This window comes from Kitasatospora sp. NPDC004799 (assembly GCF_040609095.1).
Classification (GTDB): Bacteria; Actinomycetota; Actinomycetes; order Streptomycetales; family Streptomycetaceae; genus Kitasatospora.
On sequence record NZ_JBEXJK010000001.1, the window covers coordinates 34,774 to 55,977 of the forward strand.

The 21,204-nt window shown below is 73.3% G+C and carries 20 protein-coding genes; 6 read left to right on the forward strand and 14 right to left on the reverse strand.

Features of this window, described 5'->3' with window-relative positions:
* Positions 1-13 precede the first annotated feature (13 nt).
* The 5 genes from hisH to hisD are packed head-to-tail and all read right to left on the reverse strand — an operon-like array spanning position 14 to position 3,898.
* Positions 14-649 carry an imidazole glycerol phosphate synthase subunit HisH gene (hisH, locus tag ABZW03_RS00175; protein ID WP_355249797.1) on the reverse strand — a complete coding sequence of 212 codons (636 nt, stop codon included), beginning with the start codon at positions 647-649 and terminating at the stop codon, positions 14-16.
* A gap of 30 nt (positions 650-679) precedes the next feature.
* Entirely contained in the window at positions 680-817 is a 138-nt protein-coding gene (locus ABZW03_RS00180; protein ID WP_355249799.1) for a hypothetical protein, read from the reverse strand.
* A gap of 11 nt (positions 818-828) precedes the next feature.
* Positions 829-1,422, reverse strand: coding sequence for an imidazoleglycerol-phosphate dehydratase HisB (gene hisB / locus ABZW03_RS00185; protein WP_049650368.1), 594 nt, complete (start codon positions 1,420-1,422; stop codon positions 829-831).
* 5 nt (positions 1,423-1,427) lie between these two features.
* The gene (locus ABZW03_RS00190; protein WP_355249801.1) at positions 1,428-2,594 is read right to left on the reverse strand and encodes a histidinol-phosphate transaminase; all 1,167 of its coding nucleotides are present in this window, start codon (positions 2,592-2,594) and stop codon (positions 1,428-1,430) included.
* Positions 2,591-3,898, reverse strand: a complete 1,308-nt coding sequence (gene hisD, locus ABZW03_RS00195) for a histidinol dehydrogenase (RefSeq protein ID WP_355249803.1) — start codon at positions 3,896-3,898, stop codon at positions 2,591-2,593. The genes ABZW03_RS00190 and hisD overlap by 4 nt, the downstream gene beginning before the upstream one ends.
* A 91-nt stretch (positions 3,899-3,989) precedes the next feature.
* Between hisD and ABZW03_RS00200 the strand changes: the two genes are divergently transcribed.
* The 3 genes from ABZW03_RS00200 to ybaK all read left to right on the forward strand — a co-directional run bounded on the left by ABZW03_RS00200 (position 3,990) and on the right by ybaK (position 6,920).
* Entirely contained in the window at positions 3,990-5,570 is a 1,581-nt protein-coding gene (locus ABZW03_RS00200; RefSeq protein WP_355249805.1) for an oxidoreductase, read from the forward strand.
* Positions 5,571-5,656: 86 nt separating this feature from the next.
* Positions 5,657-6,385 carry an LON peptidase substrate-binding domain-containing protein gene (locus ABZW03_RS00205; protein ID WP_355249807.1) on the forward strand — a complete coding sequence of 243 codons (729 nt, stop codon included), beginning with the start codon at positions 5,657-5,659 and terminating at the stop codon, positions 6,383-6,385.
* Positions 6,386-6,425: 40 nt separating this feature from the next.
* Positions 6,426-6,920: a Cys-tRNA(Pro) deacylase gene (gene ybaK / locus ABZW03_RS00210; protein WP_355249809.1), complete on the forward strand. Its 495-nt coding sequence runs from the start codon at positions 6,426-6,428 to the stop codon at positions 6,918-6,920.
* A 90-nt stretch (positions 6,921-7,010) separates the two neighbouring features.
* On the opposite strand, the gene ABZW03_RS00215 is transcribed toward ybaK, so the two are convergent.
* From ABZW03_RS00215 to ABZW03_RS00240, 6 genes are all read right to left on the reverse strand, one after another.
* Positions 7,011-7,688, reverse strand: coding sequence for a hypothetical protein (locus ABZW03_RS00215; RefSeq protein ID WP_355249811.1), 678 nt, complete (start codon positions 7,686-7,688; stop codon positions 7,011-7,013).
* 166 nt (positions 7,689-7,854) lie between these two features.
* Positions 7,855-8,664, reverse strand: a complete 810-nt coding sequence (locus ABZW03_RS00220; protein WP_355249813.1) for an ABC transporter permease — start codon at positions 8,662-8,664, stop codon at positions 7,855-7,857.
* Positions 8,661-9,659 carry an ABC transporter ATP-binding protein gene (locus tag ABZW03_RS00225; protein WP_355249815.1) on the reverse strand — a complete coding sequence of 333 codons (999 nt, stop codon included), beginning with the start codon at positions 9,657-9,659 and terminating at the stop codon, positions 8,661-8,663. The genes ABZW03_RS00220 and ABZW03_RS00225 overlap by 4 nt, the downstream gene beginning before the upstream one ends.
* A gap of 193 nt (positions 9,660-9,852) precedes the next feature.
* Positions 9,853-11,169: an NYN domain-containing protein gene (locus tag ABZW03_RS00230; RefSeq protein ID WP_355249817.1), complete on the reverse strand. Its 1,317-nt coding sequence runs from the start codon at positions 11,167-11,169 to the stop codon at positions 9,853-9,855.
* Between the two features lie 334 nt (positions 11,170-11,503).
* Complete coding sequence (locus ABZW03_RS00235; RefSeq protein WP_355249819.1) at positions 11,504-12,535, reverse strand: aspartate-semialdehyde dehydrogenase; 1,032 nt, start codon at positions 12,533-12,535, stop codon at positions 11,504-11,506.
* A gap of 115 nt (positions 12,536-12,650) precedes the next feature.
* Positions 12,651-13,538, reverse strand: coding sequence for a dihydrodipicolinate synthase family protein (locus ABZW03_RS00240; protein WP_355249821.1), 888 nt, complete (start codon positions 13,536-13,538; stop codon positions 12,651-12,653).
* 116 nt (positions 13,539-13,654) lie between these two features.
* Between ABZW03_RS00240 and ABZW03_RS00245 the strand changes: the two genes are divergently transcribed.
* A complete protein-coding gene (locus ABZW03_RS00245; RefSeq protein ID WP_355249824.1) occupies positions 13,655-14,542 on the forward strand; it encodes a LysR family transcriptional regulator in 888 nt (295 codons plus the stop codon).
* Between the two features lie 58 nt (positions 14,543-14,600).
* Here ABZW03_RS00245 and dnaE read toward each other — a convergent pair whose 3' ends face one another.
* Both dnaE and ABZW03_RS00255 read right to left on the reverse strand, forming a co-directional pair.
* Positions 14,601-18,134, reverse strand: a complete 3,534-nt coding sequence (dnaE, locus tag ABZW03_RS00250; RefSeq protein ID WP_355249826.1) for a DNA polymerase III subunit alpha — start codon at positions 18,132-18,134, stop codon at positions 14,601-14,603.
* A gap of 157 nt (positions 18,135-18,291) precedes the next feature.
* Positions 18,292-19,092 carry a hypothetical protein gene (locus tag ABZW03_RS00255; protein WP_355249828.1) on the reverse strand — a complete coding sequence of 267 codons (801 nt, stop codon included), beginning with the start codon at positions 19,090-19,092 and terminating at the stop codon, positions 18,292-18,294.
* A gap of 154 nt (positions 19,093-19,246) precedes the next feature.
* Here ABZW03_RS00255 and ABZW03_RS00260 point away from each other — a divergent pair, with 154 nt between their 5' ends.
* Together ABZW03_RS00260 and ABZW03_RS00265 are read left to right on the forward strand one after the other, a co-directional pair.
* Positions 19,247-19,666, forward strand: coding sequence for an I66 family serine proteinase inhibitor (locus ABZW03_RS00260; RefSeq protein WP_355249830.1), 420 nt, complete (start codon positions 19,247-19,249; stop codon positions 19,664-19,666).
* 95 nt (positions 19,667-19,761) lie between these two features.
* A complete protein-coding gene (locus ABZW03_RS00265) occupies positions 19,762-20,460 on the forward strand; it encodes a hypothetical protein (protein ID WP_355249832.1) in 699 nt (232 codons plus the stop codon).
* Positions 20,461-20,509: 49 nt separating this feature from the next.
* Here ABZW03_RS00265 and ABZW03_RS00270 read toward each other — a convergent pair whose 3' ends face one another.
* Complete coding sequence (locus ABZW03_RS00270; RefSeq protein ID WP_355249834.1) at positions 20,510-21,175, reverse strand: MOSC domain-containing protein; 666 nt, start codon at positions 21,173-21,175, stop codon at positions 20,510-20,512.
* Positions 21,176-21,204: the final 29 nt, after the last annotated feature.

Here is a 21,204-nt window from a genome sequence, read left to right on the forward strand (position 1 = left end):
AACTCTCAGACAGTCAGAGGGTGTTGACCCAGTTGGTCAGCAGGGCGGCGCCGGCGTCGCCGGACTTCTCGGGGTGGAACTGGGTGGCCCACAGCGGGCCGTTCTCGACGGCCGCGACGAACGGCTGCCCGTGGGTGGCCCAGGTGACCAGCGGCGGGTTGATCCGCGCGCTGTGGGCCTCCAGCTCCCAGTGCCGCACCCCGTAGGAGTGCACGAAGTAGAAGCGGGTCTCCGGGTCGAGGCCGGCGAACATCCGGCTGCCCTCGGGCGCGTCCACGGTGTTCCAGCCCATGTGCGGGACGACGGGGGCCTCCAGCGGCTCCACGGTGCCCGGCCACTCGTCGCAGCCGGGCGTCTCCACGCCGTGCTCGACCCCCTTCTCGAAGAGGATCTGCATGCCGACGCAGATGCCCATGACCGGTCGGCCCCCGGAGAGCCGGCGGCCGATGATCCAGTCCCCGCGGACGGACTTGAGCCCGCGCATGCAGGCCTCGAAGGCGCCCACGCCGGGGACGAGCAGGCCGTCCGCGGCCATCGCGGTGTCGTAGTCGGAGCTGACCGTGACGTCCGCCCCGGTCCGCTCCAGGGCGCGCTGCGCCGAACGGAGGTTGCCGGAGCCGTAGTCGAGGACGACGACGTTCTTGCCCATGTTCAGGTGTCCAGTCTCTCTACGGCGGGTCTACAGGCGCATGAGGCCGGAGGCCAGGCACATCACGGAACCGAAGGCCAGCACCAGGATGACGCTCTTGGAGTGCTTCTGCTTCCAGAAGGAGATGACTCCGCCGGCCAGGAAGAGGCCGACGAAGATGAGGATCATCGCACTATTGCTCACAGCGCACCCTTGGTCGACGGGAGGATTCCGGCCGCGCGCGGGTCGCGCTCGGCCGCGTAGCGCAGTGCCCGGGCCAGCGCCTTGAACTGGCACTCCACGATGTGGTGCGCGTTGCGCCCGTACGGCACGTGGACGTGCAGCGCGATCTGCGCCTGGGCCACGAAGGACTCCAGGATGTGCCGGGTCATCGTGGTGTCGTACGAGCCGATCATCGGCGCGATGCCCTCGGGCTCGGTGTGCACCAGGTACGGCCGGCCGGAGAGGTCCACGGTGACCTGGGCGAGCGACTCGTCCAGCGGCACCGTGCAGTTGCCGAAGCGGTAGATGCCCACCTTGTCGCCGAGCGCCTGCTTGAAGGCGGCGCCGAGCGCGAGGGCGGTGTCCTCGATGGTGTGGTGGGTGTCGATGTGCAGGTCGCCGTCGGTCTTGACGGTGAGGTCGAACAGGCCGTGCCGGCCGAGCTGGTCGAGCATGTGGTCGTAGAAGCCGACGCCCGTGGAGATGTCGGTCCTCCCGGTGCCGTCGAGGTCTATCTCGACCAGGACCGAGGTCTCCTTGGTGGTGCGCTCGACGCGTCCGATGCGGGACATGGGGGTTACAGCTCCTTGATCACAGTACGGACGGCGTCCAGGAAGGCGTCGTTCTCGGCGGGCGTGCCGGCGGTGACCCGCAGCCACCCGGGGACGCCGTTGTCGCGGACCAGGACGCCCTGGTCGAGGATGGCCCGCCACACCGCGTGGGTGTCGGCGAAGCGGCCGAACTGGACGAAGTTGGCGTCCGAGTCGGTGACCTCCAGGCCCATCCCGCGCAGCGCGTCGACCAGCCGGTCGCGCTCCTCCTTGAGCCGCCCGACGTACCCGAGCAGGGTGTCGGTGTGCTCCAGGCAGGCCAGCGCGGTGGCCTGGGTGACGGCCGACAGGTGGTACGGCAGGCGCACCAGCTGCACCGCGTCCACCACGGCCGGGTCGGCGGCCAGGTAGCCCAGGCGCAGCCCGGCCGCGCCGAAGGCCTTGGACATGGTGCGGGAGACCACCAGGTTGGGCCGGCCCTCGATCAGCGGCAGCAGCGAGGCGCGGTGCGAGAACTCGACGTACGCCTCGTCCACCACCACCAGGCTGGGCCGGGCGGCCTGCGCGGCCTCGTACAGCCGCAGCACGGTGCCGGCGTCCACGGCGGTGCCGGTCGGATTGTTGGGCGAGCAGATGAACACCACGTTCGGGCGGTGCTCGGCGATCGCGGCGACGGCGGCGTCCACGTCGATCGTGAAGTCGTCGTTGCGCGGGCCGGAGATCCAGGCGGTGCCGGTGCCCCGGGAGATCAGCGCGTGCATCGAGTACGAGGGCTCGAAGCCGAGCGCGCTGCGGCCGGGGCCGCCGAAGGTCTGCAGCAGCTGCTGGAGCACCTCGTTGGAGCCGTTGGCGGCCCACACCTGCCGGCGCTCGACCGGGAAGCCGGTGGTCTTCGCGAGGTACCCGGCGAGGCCCTCGCGCAGCTCGACCGCGTCCCGGTCGGGGTAGCGGTTCAGCCCGCGGGCGGCCTCGGCGACGCGCTCGGCGATCCGGGCCACCAGCTCCTCGGGCAGCGGGTACGGGTTCTCGTTGGTGTTCAGCTGGACGGGCACGTCCAGCTGCGGCGCGCCGTACGGGGACTGGCCGCGCAGCTCGTCCCGGATCGGCAGGTCGTCGATCCGGACCGCCGCAGCCGAAGAGACCGCCGCAGCCGAAGCAGCCGAAGAAGAAGTGGAAGGAGTCGAAGGAGTCACGAGCCGGGCACCGTCCAGTCGAAGCGGGCCTTGATGGCGTCCCCGTGGCCGGGCAGGTCCTCGGCGTCGGCCAGGGTGACCACGTGCGCGGCGACGTCCGCCAGCGCGTCCCGGTCGTACTCGACGACCTGGACGCCGCGCAGGAAGGTCTGCACCGACAGCCCGGAGGAGTGGCAGGCGCAGCCGCCGGTCGGCAGCACGTGGTTGGAGCCGGCCGCGTAGTCGCCCAGCGAGACCGGGGTCCAGCGGCCGATGAAGATCGCGCCGGCGTTGACGACCTTCGCCGCCACCGCGTGCGGGTCGCGGGTCTGGATCTCCAGGTGCTCGGCCGCGTACGCGTTGACCACGGCGAGGCCCTGCTCCAGGTCGTCGACCAGGATGATGCCGGACTGCCGGCCGCCCAGCGCCTCGGCCACCCGCTCGCCGTGCTTGGTCCGGGCGACCTGCACGGCCAGCTCGGCCTCGACCGCGTCGGCCAGCGCCGGGGAGTCGGTGACCAGCACCGAGCCGGAGGTCGGGCCGTGCTCGGCCTGGCTGATCAGGTCGGCGGCGACGTCGGAGGGCAGCGCGCTGTCGTCGGCGAGGACGGCGATCTCGGTCGGGCCGGCCTCGGAGTCGATGCCGATCCGGCCGGCGAAGTAGCGCTTGGCGGCGGCCACGTAGATGTTGCCCGGGCCGGTGACCATGTTCACCGGCGCGCACTCCTCGGTGCCCAGGGCGAACATCGCGACCGCCTGGGCGCCGCCGACGGCGTAGACCTCGTCCACGCCGAGCAGCGCGCAGGCCGCCAGGATGGTCGGGTGGACCCGGCCGCCGAACTCCTTCTGCGGCGGCGAGGTGATGGCGATGCCCCGCACGCCCGCCTCCTGGGCCGGCACCACGTTCATCACCACGGAGGACGGGTAGACCGCCAGCCCGCCCGGCACGTACAGCCCGACCCGCTCGACCGGCACCCAGCGCTGGGTGACCGTGCCGCCCGGCACCACCTGGGTGGTGTGCCCGGTGCGGCGCTGGTCCGCGTGCACGGCGCGGGCCCGGCGGATCGACTCCTCCAGCGCGGCCCGCACCTTCGGGTCCAGGGTCTCCACCGCCGCGGTCAGCTGCTCGGCCGGGACCCTGGTCGACTCCAGCCGGACGCCGTCGAAGCGCTCGGTGATCTCGATCAGCGCCGCGACCCCGCGATGGCGTACGTCCTCGGCGATCGGCCGCACCTTCTCCAGGGCGGCCGCCACGTCGAACTCGGCACGGGGCAGCAGGTCACGCGGGTCGTCCAGCGAGCCGCGGAGGTCGATTCGAGAGATCACGCCACCCAGTGTAAGGAGTGGCCGGAACCGCTGGTCCCGCATTTCAGTCCGTGATACGAAAGGCGAGACGACCGGGGGGACGGGGAAAACCATGGCGGAGCGCGCTCCGGAGAGCTGGACCGAGACCGAACGCGCGCTCTGGGAGGCCTACCGCCAGGGCGAGATCCTGGACCTGCGAACGGGTGACGCGGGCACCGACGACGCCTTCGGCGACGCCGTCTGGGGCGCCGAGCGCACCGTCCGCGCCGACGTGCTGGCCCACCTGCTGCTGGCCGGCCCGGAGCCCGCGCCCGGGCGGGTCGCCTCGCTGCGGCTCAGCGGGGTGCTGGTCACCGGCGCGCTCAAGCTGGCCGGCGCGAGCATCGACCGCTACGTCGAGCTCCACGACTGCCGCTTCGACCAGAAGATCCTGGTCTCCGAGGCGGCGGCCTCGACGCTGCGCTTCGTGGGCTGCCTGATCCCCCGGCTGGAGGCCTCCCGGCTCTCCACCACCGGCGACCTCCACCTGGCCCGCTGCCGGCTGCCCGACGGCATCCGGCTCACCGACTCCAGGATCGGCACCGACCTGCTGCTCAACCAGACCGTGGTCGGCGGCGACCGCCACGGCCGTGCTGTCTCCGCCGACGGGATCACCGTCAACCAGGACTTCGAGGCGGAACGCCTGGAGACGACCGGCGAGCTGAGCATCCGGACGGCCCGGATAGGCGGCCGGCTGTCGCTGCGCGGCGCCCAGCTGCGCGCCGTCCCGGAGAAGACCCGGATCTGCCTCAACGCCGTCCGGGTCACCGTCGGCCACACCCTGTACCTGACCGGCTCCGCCGACCTCGGCTGGAGCGGCTCCCGCGGCTACTACGGCTCCGGCTACGGCCAGGTCCCGCCGTCCGACGGCCCGGTCACCCCGTTCCGCGCCTACGGCCAGGTCCGGCTCTCCGACTCCCGCTTCGAGGGCGCCTGCCTGATCTCCGGCGAGTTCCACCTGGAGGGCGAGGACGAGCTCTCGCTGCGCCGCATCCATACCCCGGAGCTGCGCTTCTCCTGCAAGTTCCGCCCGACCGGCACCGTCTCGCTCTCCCGCGCCCGGGTCGGCAACCTGGTCGACGACCCGGACGCCTGGCCGCTCGGCCGGCACCTGAGCCTCACCGGTTTCGTGTACGAGAACCTGCGCCCGATCGGCACCTTCACCGTCCAGCAGCGGATCGCCTGGCTGGAGGGCTCCTCGGTGGACTTCCAGCCGGAGTCCTACGAGCAGCTCGCCGCCGCCCTGCGCCGCGACGGCGCCGACGACGACGCCCGCGAGGTGCTCTACGCCAAGCAGCGCCGGCGCCGGCGCACCCTGCCGCTGCCCGCCCAGGTCTGGGGCGCCGTCCAGGACGCCACCGTCGGCTACGGCTACCGGCCCGGCCGGGCGGGCCTGTGGCTGCTGCTCGCCTGGATCCTCGGCAGCCTCTGGTTCGCCACCCACCCGCTGGAGCCGCTCAAGGCCGACGAGCGCCCGCACTGGAACCCAGCGCTGTACACCCTCAACCAGCTGCTGCCGATCGTGGACCTCAACCAGGGCGGCTGGAACCCCGGCGGCCTCACCCAGTGGATCTCCGCCGGGCTGGTCGTGATCGGCTGGCTGCTCGCCTCCACGGTCGTCGCCGGCGCCACCCGGATGCTCCAGCGGGGCTGAGCCGGGCCCCTCGGCCCGCCGGGCCGAGGGGCGTGGCCTGTTAACCCCGCGACAAGGCCCCCGTCCGGGGAACTACGCTGTCCGCCGTGACAGAACGGCTGCCGCTCTTCCCGCTGAACACCGTGCTCTACCCGGGCCTGGTGATGCCCCTGAACGTCTTCGAGGAGCGCTACCGCCGTCTCGTCGCCGATCTGCTCGAACAGTCCGAGGACGCCCCCCGGCGGTTCGGCGTGCTCGCGATCAGGGACGGCCGGGAGACCGCCCCGGTCAGACCCGAGGAGGGCCCGGCCGGTCCGCTGGACGGCCTCGGCACCGTCACCGGGGACCCGCTGGAGGCGCTCTTCCCGGTCGGCTGCGTCGCCGACGTCGCCTCCGTCCAGCACCAGCCGGACGGCCGCTACGAGCTGCTGGTCACCGGCACCACCCGGTTCCGGCTGCACGAGGTGGACGCCTCCGGCCCGTACCTGACCGGTGAGATCGAGCCGATCGAGGAGCGCCCGGGCGAGGGCTCGGGCGCGCTGGCCTCCGAGGTCGAGCGGGCGTTCCGGGTCTACCAGAAGCGCCTGGCCGGCGCCCGGGAGGCCAGCACCGTCGGCCACCAGGACCTCCCGGACGACCCCCAGGTGCTCTCCTACCTGGTCGCCGCCGCCTCGGTGTTCGAGACCCCGGTCAAGCAGCGGCTGCTCGCCTGCCCGGACAACGCCCAGCGGCTGCGCGCCGAACTCGAGCTGCTGCGCCGCGAGACCGCCGTCCTCAGCTGGCTGCCCTCGCTGCCCGCCGTCGACCTCACCCGCCAGTCCTTCAGCCCCAACTGACCGAGGACCGCAAGGACCTCAAGGCCCCCGAGGACCCCGCATGGCCAAGAAGACGAAGAAGGGCGGCCAGGGCACACCCGCCACCGTCGCCCTGGAAGCCGCCGCCGTCCCGTTCACCGTGCACGCCTACGACCACGACCCGGCCGCCGCCTCGTACGGCGGGGAGGCCGCCGAGGTCCTCGGCATCGCCCCCGACCGGGTCTTCAAGACCCTCGTCGCCGAGGTGGACGGCACCCTCACCGTCGGCGTGGTCCCGGTCGCCGGGCAGCTCGACCTGAAGGCCCTGGCGGCGGCCGTCGGCGGCAAGCGCGCCGCCATGGCCGACCCGGCCGCGGCCGAGCGCAGCAGCGGCTACGTCCGCGGCGGCATCTCACCTCTGGGCCAGCGCCGCCCGCTGCGCACCGTCGTCGACGCCAGCGCGCTCGACCACCCCACCGTCTACGTCTCGGCGGGCCGCCGCGGCCTCGAGGTCGAGCTCGCCCCCGCCGACCTCGTCGCCCTCACCGGGGCCCGCACCGCCGCCATCGCCCGTTGAGCACCGACCGCTGAGCACCGCCGCCATCGCCCGCCGAGCACCGGCCGCTGAGCACCGCTCCCCGCGCCGTGGCGGCGCGGGGGGACACGGTCAGTGGCCCGGGCCGCTCTCCGGCCCGGCCGTCCACGGCCCCACCGGAGCCTGCGCCGGAGGCAGCCCCGCCGGAGCCCCCCAGTACGGCGGCGGGTCCTCCTCCCGCTTCCCGAACGCCGCCGAGAGCAGGAGCAGCACCACCATCGCCGTCATCGGCCAGACCAGCAGCGCCCCCAGCGCCCCCAGATCGATGTTCGCGTCGAAGTGCCCGCCGTCGCCGACCCGCCGGGCCGTGCCGATCAGGTCGTCGCCCGGGCCGAGCCACCGCCCGATCCGCCAGGCCCCGATCGAGCCGAGCAGCCCGCCGACGGCCAGCCCCAGCGCGACCGCGATGCCGCCGCCGCGCCGCCGGGTGACCAGGAAGGCCCCGAGCGCGGTCACGATCCCGGCCCCCAGGCCGACGAGCACGAACACCGCGTCGGCCCCGGCCCGCTGCTCCCCCTCGGGGTCGGCGTAGAGGATGCGGTCCCCGTCCACCAGCAGCGGCACCTTCGGCGCCAGCCAGGCCCACAGCCCGGCCACCACCAGCCCGGCCACCAGACAGGCGACCACGACCCCGGCCCCGACCCGCACCTCCGGCAGCAGCCGCTGCGCCAGCGGGGTCGGTGTCCCGTGCCCGAGGGCGGTGGCACCGAGCGGCGGCGGCGCGAACGGGTCGGACGCTGCGTCCGGCACCGCCCGCACATCGGCGGCGGCGGGATCCGGAGGTGTGTTCGGTACGGTCACAGGCCCCATCGTTTCACGACGGCCACTCGAACGACCCACCACCGCCTCCACCGGCCCCGGGCCCCGCCGCGCGACGACCGCCCCGGCGGGCCGGCCCGGGCCGGCCCGGGGCGGCCTACCGCGAGACCGCCCGCCGGTACGCCCAGGTGGCGACGGCGAGCGACGCCACGCCCACCCCCGCGCACACCGCCAGGTCCCCGAGCACCGCCGCCCAGTCCGGATCCGGCGTGAAGGTCCGCGCGAAGGCGTCCACCCCGTACGTGGACGGCAGCAGGTCCCGCAGCCACTGCACCGGCTGCGGCAGGTGGTCCACCGGCAGCACGCCCAGCAGCAGGGCGGCCGACATGCCGAGCTGGCCGAGCATCGTCGCGATCTCCTGCCGCGGCGCGAGCAGCCCGCAGGCCGCCCCCAGCCCCGACAGCGCGGCCCCGGCCAGCGGCACCACCGCCAGCAGCACCCACAGCTGGCCCAGCGGCAGCCCGAACAGCACCGCCCCGAACACCGCCGTGGCGAGCGTCCCGGGCAGGGTGAAGGAGGCGTACGCGGCGGCGGCCCCGAGCACCACCGAGGCGGCCGGCACCGGCAGCGTCGCGTAGTGGTCCAGCCCGCCGGTGGCCCGCAGCCTCCCGAAGTACTGGGCGAGCAGGTTCAGCGCGACGAACGCCACCACCAGCACGCTCGACCCGGCGACCACCGACCGCGCCGCCGAGGACTGCCCGGCGTCCACCACGCCCCGCATCATCACCAGGATGCCCACGGACTGGAAGGTGGCCACGAACAGCAGCGGGATGCGCGCCACCCGCGCCCGGGCGAGCTGCGCCCGGTAGACCGCCGCGAGCGCCGGCAGCAGCCCGGCCGCGGGGGCGAGCGGAGCGGGGGCGGCGGCGGACCGGTCGGCCCGCGGGGGCACCGAGAGCAGCGTCACTTGGCCAGTCCTCCGTGGCGGCCGCCCAGCTTGAGGTACGCGTCCTCAAGGCTCGGGGTGGCGAGGGTGAAGTCGTCGAGGGCGGCGAAGGCCGGGCCGGTGGTGACGGCGGCGACCAGTTCGCGGGCCTGCTCGGGGGTGGTACGGACGGTCCAGCGGCGCCCGGTGCACTCGGCCCGTTCGCGCAGCGCGGCGACGGCGGCCACGCCGAGCGGCGCCTCGTCCCGCCAGACCAGGTCGAGCCGGACGTCGCCGTCCACCAGCGCCTTGAGGCCGCCGGGCGTGTCGCAGGCGATCACCCGGCCGTCGTCCACCACGGCGACCCGGTCGAGCACCGTCTCCGCCTCGATCACGTTGTGGGTGACCAGCAGCACCGTCGTCCCGTGCTCGGCGCGGCGCCGGTCCACGGCGCTCCACACCGCCCGCCGGGCGACCGGGTCCATGCCGGTGGTGGGCTCGTCCAGGACGAGCAGCGGCCGCTCCCCCACCAGGGTGGCCGCGAAGCAGGCGAGCCGCCGCTGTCCGCCGGACAGCTTGGCGAGCGGCCGGGCGGCGATCGGCTCCAGCCCGAGTTCGGCCAGCACCTCCTCGGCCGCGCCGCGGGCCCGGGCCCGGGTGAGCCCGCGCAGCCGTCCGGTGGTCTCGGCGGCGAGCGCCACCGTCAGCTCGTCCAGCGCGGTGGACTCCTGCCCGAGGTAGCCGAGCAGCCGGGCGGCCCGCTCGGGGTGCCGCACGATGTCGTGGCCGAAGAGTTCGACGGTCCCCGAGTCGGGGCGCAGCAGTCCGGTGAGCTGGCGCACCAGCGTCGACTTCCCGGCTCCGTTGGGCCCGAGCAGCCCGAAGATCTCGCCCTGGCGGACGGTGAGGGTGATGCCGTCGTTAGCCCGGATCTCGGTGGCGGCCGCGCCGCGCCCGCTGCGGTAGGTCCGGACCAGGTCGCGCACGGCAACGCACGGCTGGGGTTCCTCGGGTGCTCGCCCGGCCGTCTCGTTCACGACCGAAGACTCTACGCGCTCGTACGGGCGAACCGGACAACGGGGCCCTGCCGGCGTCCGGGCCGCCGACCGGTCGGCGCAGCGGCCGGGCCGGGCCGCCGGTCGGGCCGGCCCGGCGGGCCGCTGAAGCACGTCGGCCCGGCGCGTCGGCTCAGCGGACCGGGTCAGCGGACCGACCGGTGGCCGGCCCGGCTCAGTCGTCGACGACGACCATCGACCCGCCCGGCACCCGCGCGGCCAGTTCCTTCCAGAACCCGGCCCGGATGGCGTAGCGGTCGTGCTCGTCGATCTGGTCGTCCTTGTGCGCCAGCAGCCCGAAGCGGGCCGCGTAGCGCAGCAGCTCGCCGTCCACCCGGTGCGGGATGCGCGGGTAGTCGGGCCAGAGCACGGTGAGCTTCTCGGCGTCGCCGACGCGGTCGCTCCAGCGGCGGGCGAAGACCTGCCCGACCTCGTGGGCGTCGCCGCCGATGGAGGTGATGTCCTCCTCGCGGTCGGCCCAGCGCTGCTCGGCGGTGGTGAGCTGGGCGAGCGTGGGCAGGCTGTCCCCGGCGGTGACGGCGGGCTCCGGGGCGGGCCGGTCCACCCAGCCGCGGTCGGATGACCACCGCAGCACCGGTCCGGCCTGCGCGACGGCCCCCTGCCCGTTGGCCCCGTGCCCGTTCGCGCCGTGGCCGTTGGCGCCGTTCGCCACCGGGGTGATCGGGGTGACGGAGGGGGCGCGCCCGGCCAGGTCCTTCGGCGTCGGGACGACCTTGAGCGCGGCCGCGGCCGGCTGCGGCCGTCCGTTGACGGCGGGGGCTGCCGGGGCGACGGCCGCCGCGGCTTCGGCTCCGGCCGCCGCCACCGGGCGGACCACCGGCGGCACCACGGCGGGCAGCCCGGTGGGCGGCGCGGCCGGCGGGGCGGCGAGGATCTTGGCGATCTCCTGCCGGGCCCCCGGGGCCGGGAAGACGCTGGAGTGCTCCCGCAGCGAGAAGGACCCCTCGATCCACTCCCGGTCCAGCACCCGCCGCTCGTCCGCCTCGCCGACCAGGTCCTCGGACTGGTTGAAGTCGCCGTCGGCGGCCTGCAGGGCCCACAGGTGGACGGCCACCCCGTGCTCCTTGGCCGTCATCATGCCGGGCAGCAGGTCCCCGTCGCCGGTGATCAGCACGACGTCGGCGCAGGCCCGGTTGCGGGCGAGTTCGGAGAGTTCGGCGTGCATCGCGGCGTCCACGCCCTTCTGCACCCAGCGCCCCTCGGCCCGGGTGAGCGCGCCGAGCCGGACGGTGACCCGGGGCAGCACCCGCAGCCGCCGGTGCTCGGGCATCGGGCGCCGGTCGGGCGCGGCGTCGAACCAGTAGATCCGCAGCAGCGGCAGTCCGGTCTCGGCCTCGGCGCGCTCGCGCAGGGCGGTGATCAGGGCCGTGTGGTTCACGGTGACTCTGGACCGGGACGGATCCCCTGCGAGCAGGCTGGCGGCGGCGCCCAGCAGATATCCGGCGTCCACCAGGACGACACAGCGGTCCATCGCGCACCTCTTTTCGCTCGCCCTCGGAATCAGTCGGGTGAATCGATTCGGTCTGGGCGGTCAGCCCGTCGTCCGGGCGTGCCGAGGTGAGGGGCCCCCGTCGTCGCCCGATCGTTGGGTCACCTTTTACCCGCGGTTCGCCCGCCGAACCTCGCCGGTTGTGCCGGTACCGCGACAGCGGCCCGAGCGCGGCGGGAACGAAAGCGAAGGCGGGCCCCGTACAACGACGGGGCCCGCCCGAGGTCACGCGGCGGTGTTCCGACCGGCGGGCACCGGGTGCCGACCGGGGCGCCCGGTGGGTGGCGCGCCCAGTGGCCGGGCTCGGTGGCCGCGCTCAGCCCTTGAGCTCGGCGGCGACCAGCTCGGCCAGCTGGACGGCGTTCAGGGCGGCGCCCTTGCGCAGGTTGTCGTTCGAGACGAACAGCGACAGGCCGTTGTCCACCGTCTCGTCCGCCCGGACGCGGCCGACGTAGCTCGGGTCCTGGCCCGCGGCCTGGAGCGGGGTGGGGATGTCGGACAGCTCGACGCCCGGGGCGCCGCTGAGCAGCTCGACGGCGCGCTCGGGGCTGATCGGGCGCTCGAAGCGGGCGTTGATCTGCAGCGAGTGGCCGGAGAAGACCGGGACGCGCACGCAGGTGCCGGAGACCTTCAGCTCGGGGATGCCGAGGATCTTGCGGCTCTCGTGGCGGAGCTTCTGCTCCTCGTCGGTCTCGTTGGAGCCGTCCTCCACGATCGCGCCGGCCAGCGGCACCACGTTGAAGGCGATCGGCCGCCGGTAGACCTTGGGCTCCGGGAACTCGACGGCGCCGCCGTCGTGGGCGAGCCCGGCGGCGCCCTGCTCGACGACCTTGGCGGCCTGGTCCTGCAGCTCGGCCACGCCGGCCACCCCGCTGCCGGAGACGGCCTGGTAGGTGGAGACGACGAGCGCGGCCAGGCCGGCCTCCTCGTGCAGCGGGCGCAGCACGGGCATGGCGGCCATGGTGGTGCAGTTCGGGTTGGCGATGATGCCCTTCGGACGGTCCGCGATCGCCTCCGGGTTGACCTCGGAGACGACCAGCGGGACCTCGGGGTCGCGGCGCCAGGCCGAGGAGTTGTCGATCACGACGGCACCGGCCGCGGCGACCTTGGGGGCCAGGGCCTTGGAGGTCGAGCCGCCGGCCGAGAAGATCACGATGTCCAGGCCGGTGTAGTCGGCCGTGGCCGCGTCCTCGACGGTGACCTCGGTGCCCTGCCAGGGCAGCGTGCGCCCGGCCGAACGGGCCGAGGCGAACAGCCGCAGCTGCTCCACCGGGAAGTTGCGCTCCGCCAGGATCTCGCGGACCACGCCGCCGACCTGTCCGGTGGCACCGACAATGCCGATCTTCATCTCCGACTACTCCTCTGCATGGTGCTGTTCACGGCCGCACTCCGCCCATCATGCCTTGTCACGCGGGTGGGGCGGCCCGGTGTTCCACGGTGTGAGAGGCCGCCCGGACTGACTGCTACCGGTCCAGACCACTGGCGAGGTCCAGCGCAGCGCGGACCTCCGCCTCCCCGGCCGGCAGCAGCGGCAGCCGGACGTCCGGGGTGGGGATGCGGCCCTGGGCGTGCAGCACGCCCTTGGTCACCGACGGGTTCGGCGCCGTGAAGGCGGACAGCGCCAGCCCGGTCAGCCGGTGCCCGAGCGCCCTCGCCCGGGCCACGTCCCCGGCCCGCCAGGCCTCGGCCAGCTCGACGAACCGGGCGGTCGCCAGGTGGGCGGAGGCGAGGATGCCGCCGGCCGCGCCGAGCGCCAGCATCGGCGACAGGTAGGCGTCCTCCCCGGTGAGGAACGCGAACCCCTCGGGGGCGTCGGCGAGCAGCTCGGCGGCCGTCTGGTCCAGCCCGCCGGTCGCGTACTTGACGCCCACCACGCCGTCGATCGCGGCGAGTTCGCGCAGCGCGGCGGTGGAGAGCTGCTGCCCGGTGCGGTACGGGATGTGGTAGACGAGCAGCGGCAGCGGGCTGCTCGCGGCCAGCGCCCGGAAGTGCGCGACCGTCCCGGCCTCGCCGGCCCGGACGAAGGACGGCGTGGTGACCAGCGCCGCCGCCTGCGGCACCCGCGCGCCGAGCACGGCCAGCGCCTCGCCGACGGTCCGGGTGTCCCCGCCGGAGGCACCGACGGTCAGCTGCGCCCCGCGCGCGGCGCAGGCGGCGGCGACGACGTCCACCACCGCGTCCTTCTCCTCGGCGGTCAGCGCGGCCGGCTCGCCGGTGGTGCCCAGCGCGCACAGCCCGGCCGCCCCGGCGTCCAGGAGTTCGTGCGCGAGCTTCTCCAGCGCGTCCAGCGCGACCGAGCCGTCGGCGGCGAAGGGGGTGATCAGGGGGACGTGGATGCCCGTGAGTTCCATGCCCACGATCCTGCGGCCGGTCGATCACCCAGGTCCAGTTCACATTTCCGACGCTTCTCGTAAGCTGAGCCGATGCTCGAAGGGGGAAGGGCGCGGAAAGCCCGTAGTCTGGCCTGATGCTGGACGTCCGACGCCTGCGCCTGCTGCGCGAACTCGCCCACCTCGGCACCATCGCGGCCGTCGCCGAAGCGCTCTCCTTCAGCCCCTCGGCGGTGTCCCAGCAGCTGTCCGTCCTGGAGAAGGAGGCGGGCGTGCCGCTGCTGGAGCGCACCGGGCGGCGGGTCACCCTCACCCCGTCCGGGCGCACCCTCGTCCGGCACGCCGAGGCGGTGCTCGCCCTGCTGGAGCAGGCCGGCGCCGAACTCGCCCACGCCAAGCGGGGGTTGGCCGGCCCGCTGCGGATCGGCACCTACCCCTCGGCGGCCCGGGCGATCATCCCGGCGGTGCTCGCCGAGCTGGCCGGCTGGCACCCGGGGCTGGAGCCGATGGTCACCGAGGTGGACCCGGCGGCCGTCGGCGCGGCGCTGCGGGCGGGCGAGCTGGACGTGGCGCTGGTGCACGAGTACGACCTCGTCCCGACCGACCCGGAGCCGGGCCTCGCGACGACCCGCCCGGTCTTCACCGAGCCGATGTACCTGGCCGCCCGCCACCCGGGCACCGTCGCCGAGCAGCGCGGCGCGCCGTGGATCATGTCCCCGCCCGACACGCTCTGCCACACCATGGCCGTCCGCGCCTGCGAGGCGGCGGGCTTCGCGCCCCGCATCCGGCACCAAATCGACGACTTCACCACCGTGCTGGCCCTGGTGGCGGCCGGCCAGGGCGTCGCGCTGGTCCCCCAGCTGGGCACGGCCGGGGCCCCGCCCGGCGTCGTCCTCACCCGGCTGCCGATGTACCGCCGCACCCGCGCCGCGTTCCGCGCCGGGGCGGGCTCCCACCCGGCCATCTCCGCCTTCGTCTCGGCCCTGCACACGGCCGTCCCCCCGGGCCTGGGCGGCGGCAGCTGAGAAGCCCGTACGGGAAAGGGCCCGGGCGCCGAACCCCGGGCCCCTCCCCGCTCCCGCGTCAGCCCGCCAGGCAGCTCGGCCCGAGCAGCTGCTTCAGGTCCCCGAACAGCGCCGGGTCCGACTTCACCCGGTGCCGGTCCAGCCGCAGCACCGTGGTCTTGTTGCGGCTCTCCAGCCGCACCCGCACCTCGGTGGTGCCGCGGTGGCTGCCCAGGACCTCGCCGAGCCGGGCCACCAGCGGCGGGGTGACCTTCCCGCTCGGGATGTTGATGGTGATCGGCGCCTCGGCGTGCGCGTTCGACAGGTCGGGGACGGACAGCTCCATGCCCATCAGCCGCGGCACGTCCTCCCGCTTGTCCAGCTTGCCGCGCACGAAGACGACGGCGTCCTCGACCAGCTGGGAGGAGACCAGCTGGTAGCTGGCCGGGAAGAACATGCAGTCGATCGAGCCCGCCAGGTCCTCGACGGTCGCGATCGCCCAGGCGTTGCCCTGCTTGGTCATCTTCCGCTGGAGGCCCGAGATGATGCCGCCGATGGTGACGATCGTCCCGTCCGGCCGCTCCGCGAGGTCGGCCACCGCGCAGTCCGCCTTGTCGGCGAGCACGTGCTCGATGCCGTGCAGCGGGTGCGAGGAGACGTACAGGCCGAGCATCTCCCGCTCCTGGGTGAGCAGGAAGGACTTCTCCCACTCCTCCTCGGAGAAGACGACGTCCAGCCCGAAGCTCGGCTCGTCCGTGGTGGCGTCGCCGCCGAACAGGTCGAACTGCCCCTCGGCCTCCTTGCGCTTCACCCCGACGACGTTGTCGATCATCGGCTCGAACTGCGCGCTGAGGCCCTTGCGGGTGTGCCCGAGCGAGTCGAAGGCACCGGCCTTGATCAGCGATTCGACGGTCCGCTTGTTGCAGACCACCGACTCCACCTTGTCCAGGAAGTCGGGGAAGGACGCGAACTTCCCCTTCGCCTTCCGGGTCCGGATCATCGAGTCGACCACCGGCCCGCCGACGTTGCGGATGGCGGTGAGGCCGAAGCGGACCAAGGTGTCACCGTGCGGGGTGAAGTCCGAGTCTGACTCGTTGACGTCCGGCGGCAGCACCTGGATGCCCATCTTGCGGCACTCGTTGAGGTAGACCGCGGACTTGTCCTTGTCGTCCTTGACGGAGGTGAGCAGGCCGGACATGTACTCGGCCGGGTAGTTGGCCTTGAGGTAGGCGGTCCAGTACGAGACCAGCCCGTAGCCGGCGGTGTGCGCTTTGTTGAACGCGTAGCCGGAGAAGGGGACCAGGACGTCCCACACGGCCTGGATGGCCGCGTCGGAGTAGCCGCGCTCGCGGCAGCCCTTCTGGAAGGGGACGAACTCCGCCTCCAGGATCTCCTTCTTCTTCTTGCCCATGGCGCGGCGCAGCAGGTCGGCCTGGCCGAGCGAGTAGCCGGCCAGGATCTGCGCGGCCTTCTGCACCTGCTCCTGGTAGACGATCAGGCCGTACGTCGGCCGGAGCACCTCCTCCAGGGGCTTCTCCAGCTCCGGGTGGATCGGGGTGATCTCCTGCTGGCCGTTCTTGCGCAGGGCGTAGTTGGTGTGGGAGTTGACGCCCATCGGGCCCGGCCGGTACAGCGCCAGAACCGCGGAGATGTCCTCGAAGTTGTCGGGCTTCATCAGCCGCAGCAGCGAGCGCATCGGGCCGCCGTCGAGCTGGAAGACGCCGAGCGTGTCGCCGCGCGCCAGCAGCTCGTAGGTGGGCTTGTCGTCCAGGGGCAGATCAAGCAGGTTGATCTTGATGCCCTTGTTCTTCTCGATCGCCTTGACGGCGTCGTCCATGATCGTCAGGTTGCGCAGGCCGAGGAAGTCCATCTTGAGGAGGCCGAGGCCTTCACAAGTCGGGTAGTCGAACTGCGTGATGGTGACGCCGTCGGTGTGCCGGGTCCAGACCGGGATGTGGTCGGTCAGCGGCTCGGCGGACATGATGACGCCGGCGGCGTGCACGCCGGGCTGGCGGATCAGGCCCTCGATGCCGCGCGCGGTGTCGATGACCTTCCGGACGTCCGGGTCGGTCTCGTACAGCCCGCGGATCTCGCCGGCCTCGCTGTAGCGGGGGTGCGAGGGGTCGGTGATGCCGGAGAGCGGGATGCCCTTGCCCATGACGTCCGGCGGCATCGCCTTGGTGATCCGGTCGCCCATCGCGTACGGGTAGCCGAGGACGCGCGAGGAGTCCTTGATGGCGGCCTTCGCCTTGATGGTGCCGTACGTGACGATCATGGCGACCTTGTCGGAGCCCCACTTCTCCGTCACGTAGCGGATCACGTCACCGCGCCGGCGCTCGTCGAAGTCGATGTCGACGTCGGGCATGGAGATGCGCTCGGGGTTGAGGAAGCGCTCGAAGATCAGGCCGTGCGGGATGGGGTCGAGGTCGGTGATGCCCATCGCGTACGCGACCAGCGAGCCGGCCGCCGAACCACGGCCGGGGCCCACCGCGATGCCCTGGCTCTTGGCCCACATGATGAAGTCCGCGACCACGAGGAAGTACGCCGGGAACCCCATCTGGATGATGGTGTCCATCTCGTACTCGGCGAGCTTCTTGTGCTCCTCGTCGTACCCGCCCGGGAAGCGCCAGTCCATGCCCTCCCAGACCTTGGACCTGAAGAAGTCCGCCTCGGACTCGAAGCCCTCCGGGATGGGGAAGCGGGGCATCAGGTTCTTGAACTTGAACATGCCCTCGGTGTCGACCCGGGAGGCGACCAGCAGCTGGCTGTTGCGGCAGCCCTCCTGCCAGGCGTCCGAGGAGTCCAGCGCGTACATCTCGGCGGCGGACTTGATGTAGTAGCCGGTGCCGTCGAAGCGGAAGCGGTCCGGGTCCGAGAGGTTCTTGCCGGTCTGCACGCAGAGCAGGAGGTCGTGCGCGCCGGCGTCGGCCTCGGTGGTGTAGTGCGAGTCGTTGGTGACGACCGGGGGGATGTCCAGCTTCCTGCTGATCTCCAGCAGCCCGTCGCGGACCCGCTTCTCGATGTCGAGGCCGTGGTCCATCAGCTCCAGGAAGTAGTTCTCCTTGCCGAAGATGTCCTGGTAGTCGGCGGCGGACTTCAGGGCCTCGTCGAACTGGCCGAGGCGCAGCCGGGTCTGCACCTCGCCGGAGGGGCAGCCGGTGGTGGCCATCAGGCCGCCGGAGAGCTCGGAGATCAGCTCCTTGTCCATCCGGGGCCATTTCACCAGCCAGCCCTCGGCGTAGGAGCGCGAGGTCAGCTTGAAGAGGTTGTGCAGGCCTTCCTTGTTGCGGGCCCAGATGGTCTTGTGGGTGTACGCGCCGGACGCGGAGACGTCGTCCCGCTTCTGGTGCGGCTGGCCCCACAGGATGCGCTTGGTGTTGGAGCGGGACTCCGGGGCGACGTACGCCTCGATGCCGATGACGGGCGTGATGCCGGCGGCGGTGGCCTGCTTGTGGAACTCGGCGGCGCCGTACATGTTGCCGTGGTCGGTCATCGCCACGTGGGTCTGGCCGAGGCGCTCGACCTCCTTGAACATCTGCTTCAGCCGGGCGGCACCGTCCAGCATCGAGTACTCGGTGTGGACGTGCAGATGCGCGAACGGCTGGTCGCTCAAGGCGGGGCCTCCGGAGGCTCTGGTGCTGGTCTGGTGGGCCGGCGAACGTGCTGGTCACAGGGAGATGCCCTGGAAATGGATGTGGCCCGGAGCACCTGTCGGGGCCCGGACCATCACTCACACGTTCACGCGTCTACTCTAGCCCCCTTTCGAACAGCTACCCCGTCCGCCGCGAGGGCGCCCCGGCCGCCCCGGCGAGTCGCGCCCCGGCGGCCGCGCGGACCTCCGGCTCCTCCATCGGATCGTCCCGGAGGTGGGCGATCCGCCGCAGCTGGTACGGCCGGTCGGGGGCGTGCCGGACGGCGAGCAGCCGGGCTCGCGGTTCGCAGTCGTACAGCGACTCGGCGTACACCTCGGGCATGCCCGGGGCGCCGATCGCCGACAGCGCCTCCAGGTAGTCGGCCCGCTCGTACGAGTGCGGGGTGGCGAGCCAGAAGCGGCGCAGCAGGGAGACGGCCCCGGCGGCCTCCGGCCCGAACCGCGCCAGCCCGCGCGCCAGCTCGTCCGGGCCGCACCAGACCCGCTCCACCCACCGCCGCTCCAGCTCGGCGACGAGCTCCGGGAGGTCCCGGTCGGGGGCGGGGTCGGGCCGCTCCGGGCGGTGCGCCGGCGGCCGGACCTCCTCGGGGGTGCGGTCCGGCAGCGCCCGCCGGGCCTCCGCCGAGCCGCCGCGGGCCAGGCGCTCCAGCACGGCGGCGGCCCGGTCCCGGGTGCCCTCGTCGCCGGACAGCAGGTCCACCACCGGGGCGAGCGGGAGCTCCAGGTCCCGGATCAGCCGGGCCAGGTAGAGGTCCCGGTGGTCCGCCTGCCGGTCCCACCGCCACTCCCAGCGGATGCAGCCGTGGACCAGGTCGGCGACCGTCGAGCGGTCCTCGGCGGCGATCAGCGCGCCCTGGCCCCGGCCGCGCTGGAGGAGGCCGAGGAGGGTGGTCGGCGGCGCGTAGTGGTCGTCGTGCATGGGCCCCATCGTGCCTCAGCCCCCCGTGCCCGGCGTAGCTCGTTCAGGTGATGGCACGCCGAGGCCCCGCCCACGGCTTCCTCCGAGCACGTACAACGGTCCTGCACCTCGCCCGCCCCGCCCGTCTCGCTTGCCCCACGAAGGGATGACCGCCATGGCCCAGCTGGAGTCCGGCCTCTACACCATCCGGAGCGGCGACGCCACGATCGGCCGCGCCCGCCACGAAGCCCTGGACCTCTCCCCCAAAGCCGTCTTCGCCCACACCGACGACCAGGACGCCGTCTGGGTCGTCGAGGCCTACCCCGACGACCGCTACCGGCTCTACGCCAAGGGCGCCCCGACCGCCGTGGCGGACCTCGGGCCCGCCGGTCCGCTGGTCTCCCTCCTCCTCGACCAGGGCGACGCCCCCGAGTGGAAGCTGGTCCCCGTCGACGGCGCCCCGGCCACGTACCGGATCACGTCCCCGCAGGGCTCCTCGTGGACCGTCCTCGAACCCGGGAAGCAGAGCCAGATCGAGGTCATCCCCGTCCTCGAGGGCTCCACCGCCTTCACCTTCCGGCGGATCGGCCACTGAGCCCTGGCACCCCCCGATGCGGGAACTCGGCCCACCCGGCGTGTCGCGTACGATCCCTGATGATCGTTTACGGGGACACGAAAGGCGGCGCACAGGTGCGCACATGGGGGATTCCGGCAGCGGCCCTGGTTCTGGGGACGCTCGTCGCAGGCTGCGGGTCGGGCCAGGGGGACGGCGGCGAGCCGGCCGCGGCACCGAAGGCGGAGAAGCTCGCACCCGACACCGGGACGCGCTACACCCAGGTCACCGTCCCGCAGTTGGACGGACTGACCTGCGCGGAGGGCAACGGCGGTTTCAAGTTCGGCAACGACCTGGACATGGGCGTCTACGGGGTCGACGACCTGCCCGTCCTGAAGATCGACGGGGAGGAGGTCGACGGCAAGGCGTCGTGCTTCGGGAACCCCCGGATCACCCTGAGCAAGGGGACGCACAACGCGACGGTGCCTCACCTCACCGCGCGGACCAGCCTCTTCACGCAGGTCGCCGACCCCCAGGGCGCGCTCGACAAGTCCTTCGAGCACTCCATGAAGCTGAGCAAGGACTACGGCCGCTCGCTCGTCGGCGAGCCCAAGGCGTACTCCACCAAGGCGCTGGTGATGAAGTGCCAGCAGAACGTCACCGACGGCTTCCCGATGACGACCTGCTTCTGGGCGAACTACAGCGGGGTCGGCGAGATCGACTTCTACCCGCCGAACAACCAGCACGTCCCGCTGGACCAGGCCGCGGAACGCACCCGCGCCTTCGCCACCGCGGCCCTCACCACCCGGTCCGCCACCGGCACCGCCACCCCGTGACGCCCGCGCGGGAAGTCGGCCCGCCCGGCTTCCCGCGCACCGCCGCTCCCTACGCTCCGGTCCGCCGGCGCACCAGCTCCTTGACCTCCTCCGGGAGCGCCTCCGCCGCCAACAGGCTGGGCAGCAGCCCGGGTTCGGTCGTCACCGCGCGGAACGACCGGGCCACCGTGACGTCGTGGTCCGGGCGGTGCACCACCTCCACCGGGTCCCCGGCCCGCAGCTCGCCCGGGACGACCACCCGCAGGTAGGCGCCCGGCAGGGCGGCCTCGGTGAAGCGCCGGATCCAGCCCTCGCGCTCCAGCCAGCCCTGGAAGGTGCCGCAGGGGATGCGCGCGCAGGACACCTCCAGGACCACCTCCGGGCCGATCCTCCACCGTTCCCCGATCAGCGCGCCGTTCACGTCCAGCCCGGTGGTGGTCAGGTTCTCGCCGAAGGAGCCGTTGCCCAGCTCCCGGCCCAACTCCGCCTGCCAGCCGTCCAGATCCTCCCGGGCGTAGGCGTACACCGCCTGGTCGTCGCCCCCGTGGTTCCTCACGTCGTACACCCGGTCCCCGGCCAGCCCGACCGCACCCGCCCCCTTGGGCCCCGGCGCGGCCACCGCCACCGGGCCCGCCACCGGCCGCTTGTCGATGCCGGTGAGCCCGACCCCCTTCTTCCACGGATTCGGCCGGGGCCTGCCGACATTGACCGAGAGCAGTCGCGCCTGAACGTCCATACCCCGACCGTACGCCGAACCAGCCCGCC

Coding starts and splice junctions, on each gene's coding strand:
- ABZW03_RS00245 (WP_355249824.1), top strand. CDS start 13,655: ATGCTGGACGTCCGACGCCTGCGCCTGCTGCGCGAACTCGCCCACCTC.
- ABZW03_RS00270 (WP_355249834.1), bottom strand. CDS start 21,175: ATGGACGTTCAGGCGCGACTGCTCTCGGTCAATGTCGGCAGGCCCCGG.
- ABZW03_RS00260 (WP_355249830.1), top strand. CDS start 19,247: ATGGCCCAGCTGGAGTCCGGCCTCTACACCATCCGGAGCGGCGACGCC.
- ABZW03_RS00235 (WP_355249819.1), bottom strand. CDS start 12,535: ATGAAGATCGGCATTGTCGGTGCCACCGGACAGGTCGGCGGCGTGGTC.
- ABZW03_RS00200 (WP_355249805.1), top strand. CDS start 3,990: ATGGCGGAGCGCGCTCCGGAGAGCTGGACCGAGACCGAACGCGCGCTC.
- ABZW03_RS00240 (WP_355249821.1), bottom strand. CDS start 13,538: ATGGAACTCACGGGCATCCACGTCCCCCTGATCACCCCCTTCGCCGCC.
- hisH (WP_355249797.1), bottom strand. CDS start 649: ATGGGCAAGAACGTCGTCGTCCTCGACTACGGCTCCGGCAACCTCCGT.
- hisB (WP_049650368.1), bottom strand. CDS start 1,422: ATGTCCCGCATCGGACGCGTCGAGCGCACCACCAAGGAGACCTCGGTC.
- ybaK (WP_355249809.1), top strand. CDS start 6,426: ATGGCCAAGAAGACGAAGAAGGGCGGCCAGGGCACACCCGCCACCGTC.
- ABZW03_RS00230 (WP_355249817.1), bottom strand. CDS start 11,169: ATGGACCGCTGTGTCGTCCTGGTGGACGCCGGATATCTGCTGGGCGCC.
- ABZW03_RS00255 (WP_355249828.1), bottom strand. CDS start 19,092: ATGCACGACGACCACTACGCGCCGCCGACCACCCTCCTCGGCCTCCTC.
- ABZW03_RS00180 (WP_355249799.1), bottom strand. CDS start 817: ATGATCCTCATCTTCGTCGGCCTCTTCCTGGCCGGCGGAGTCATCTCC.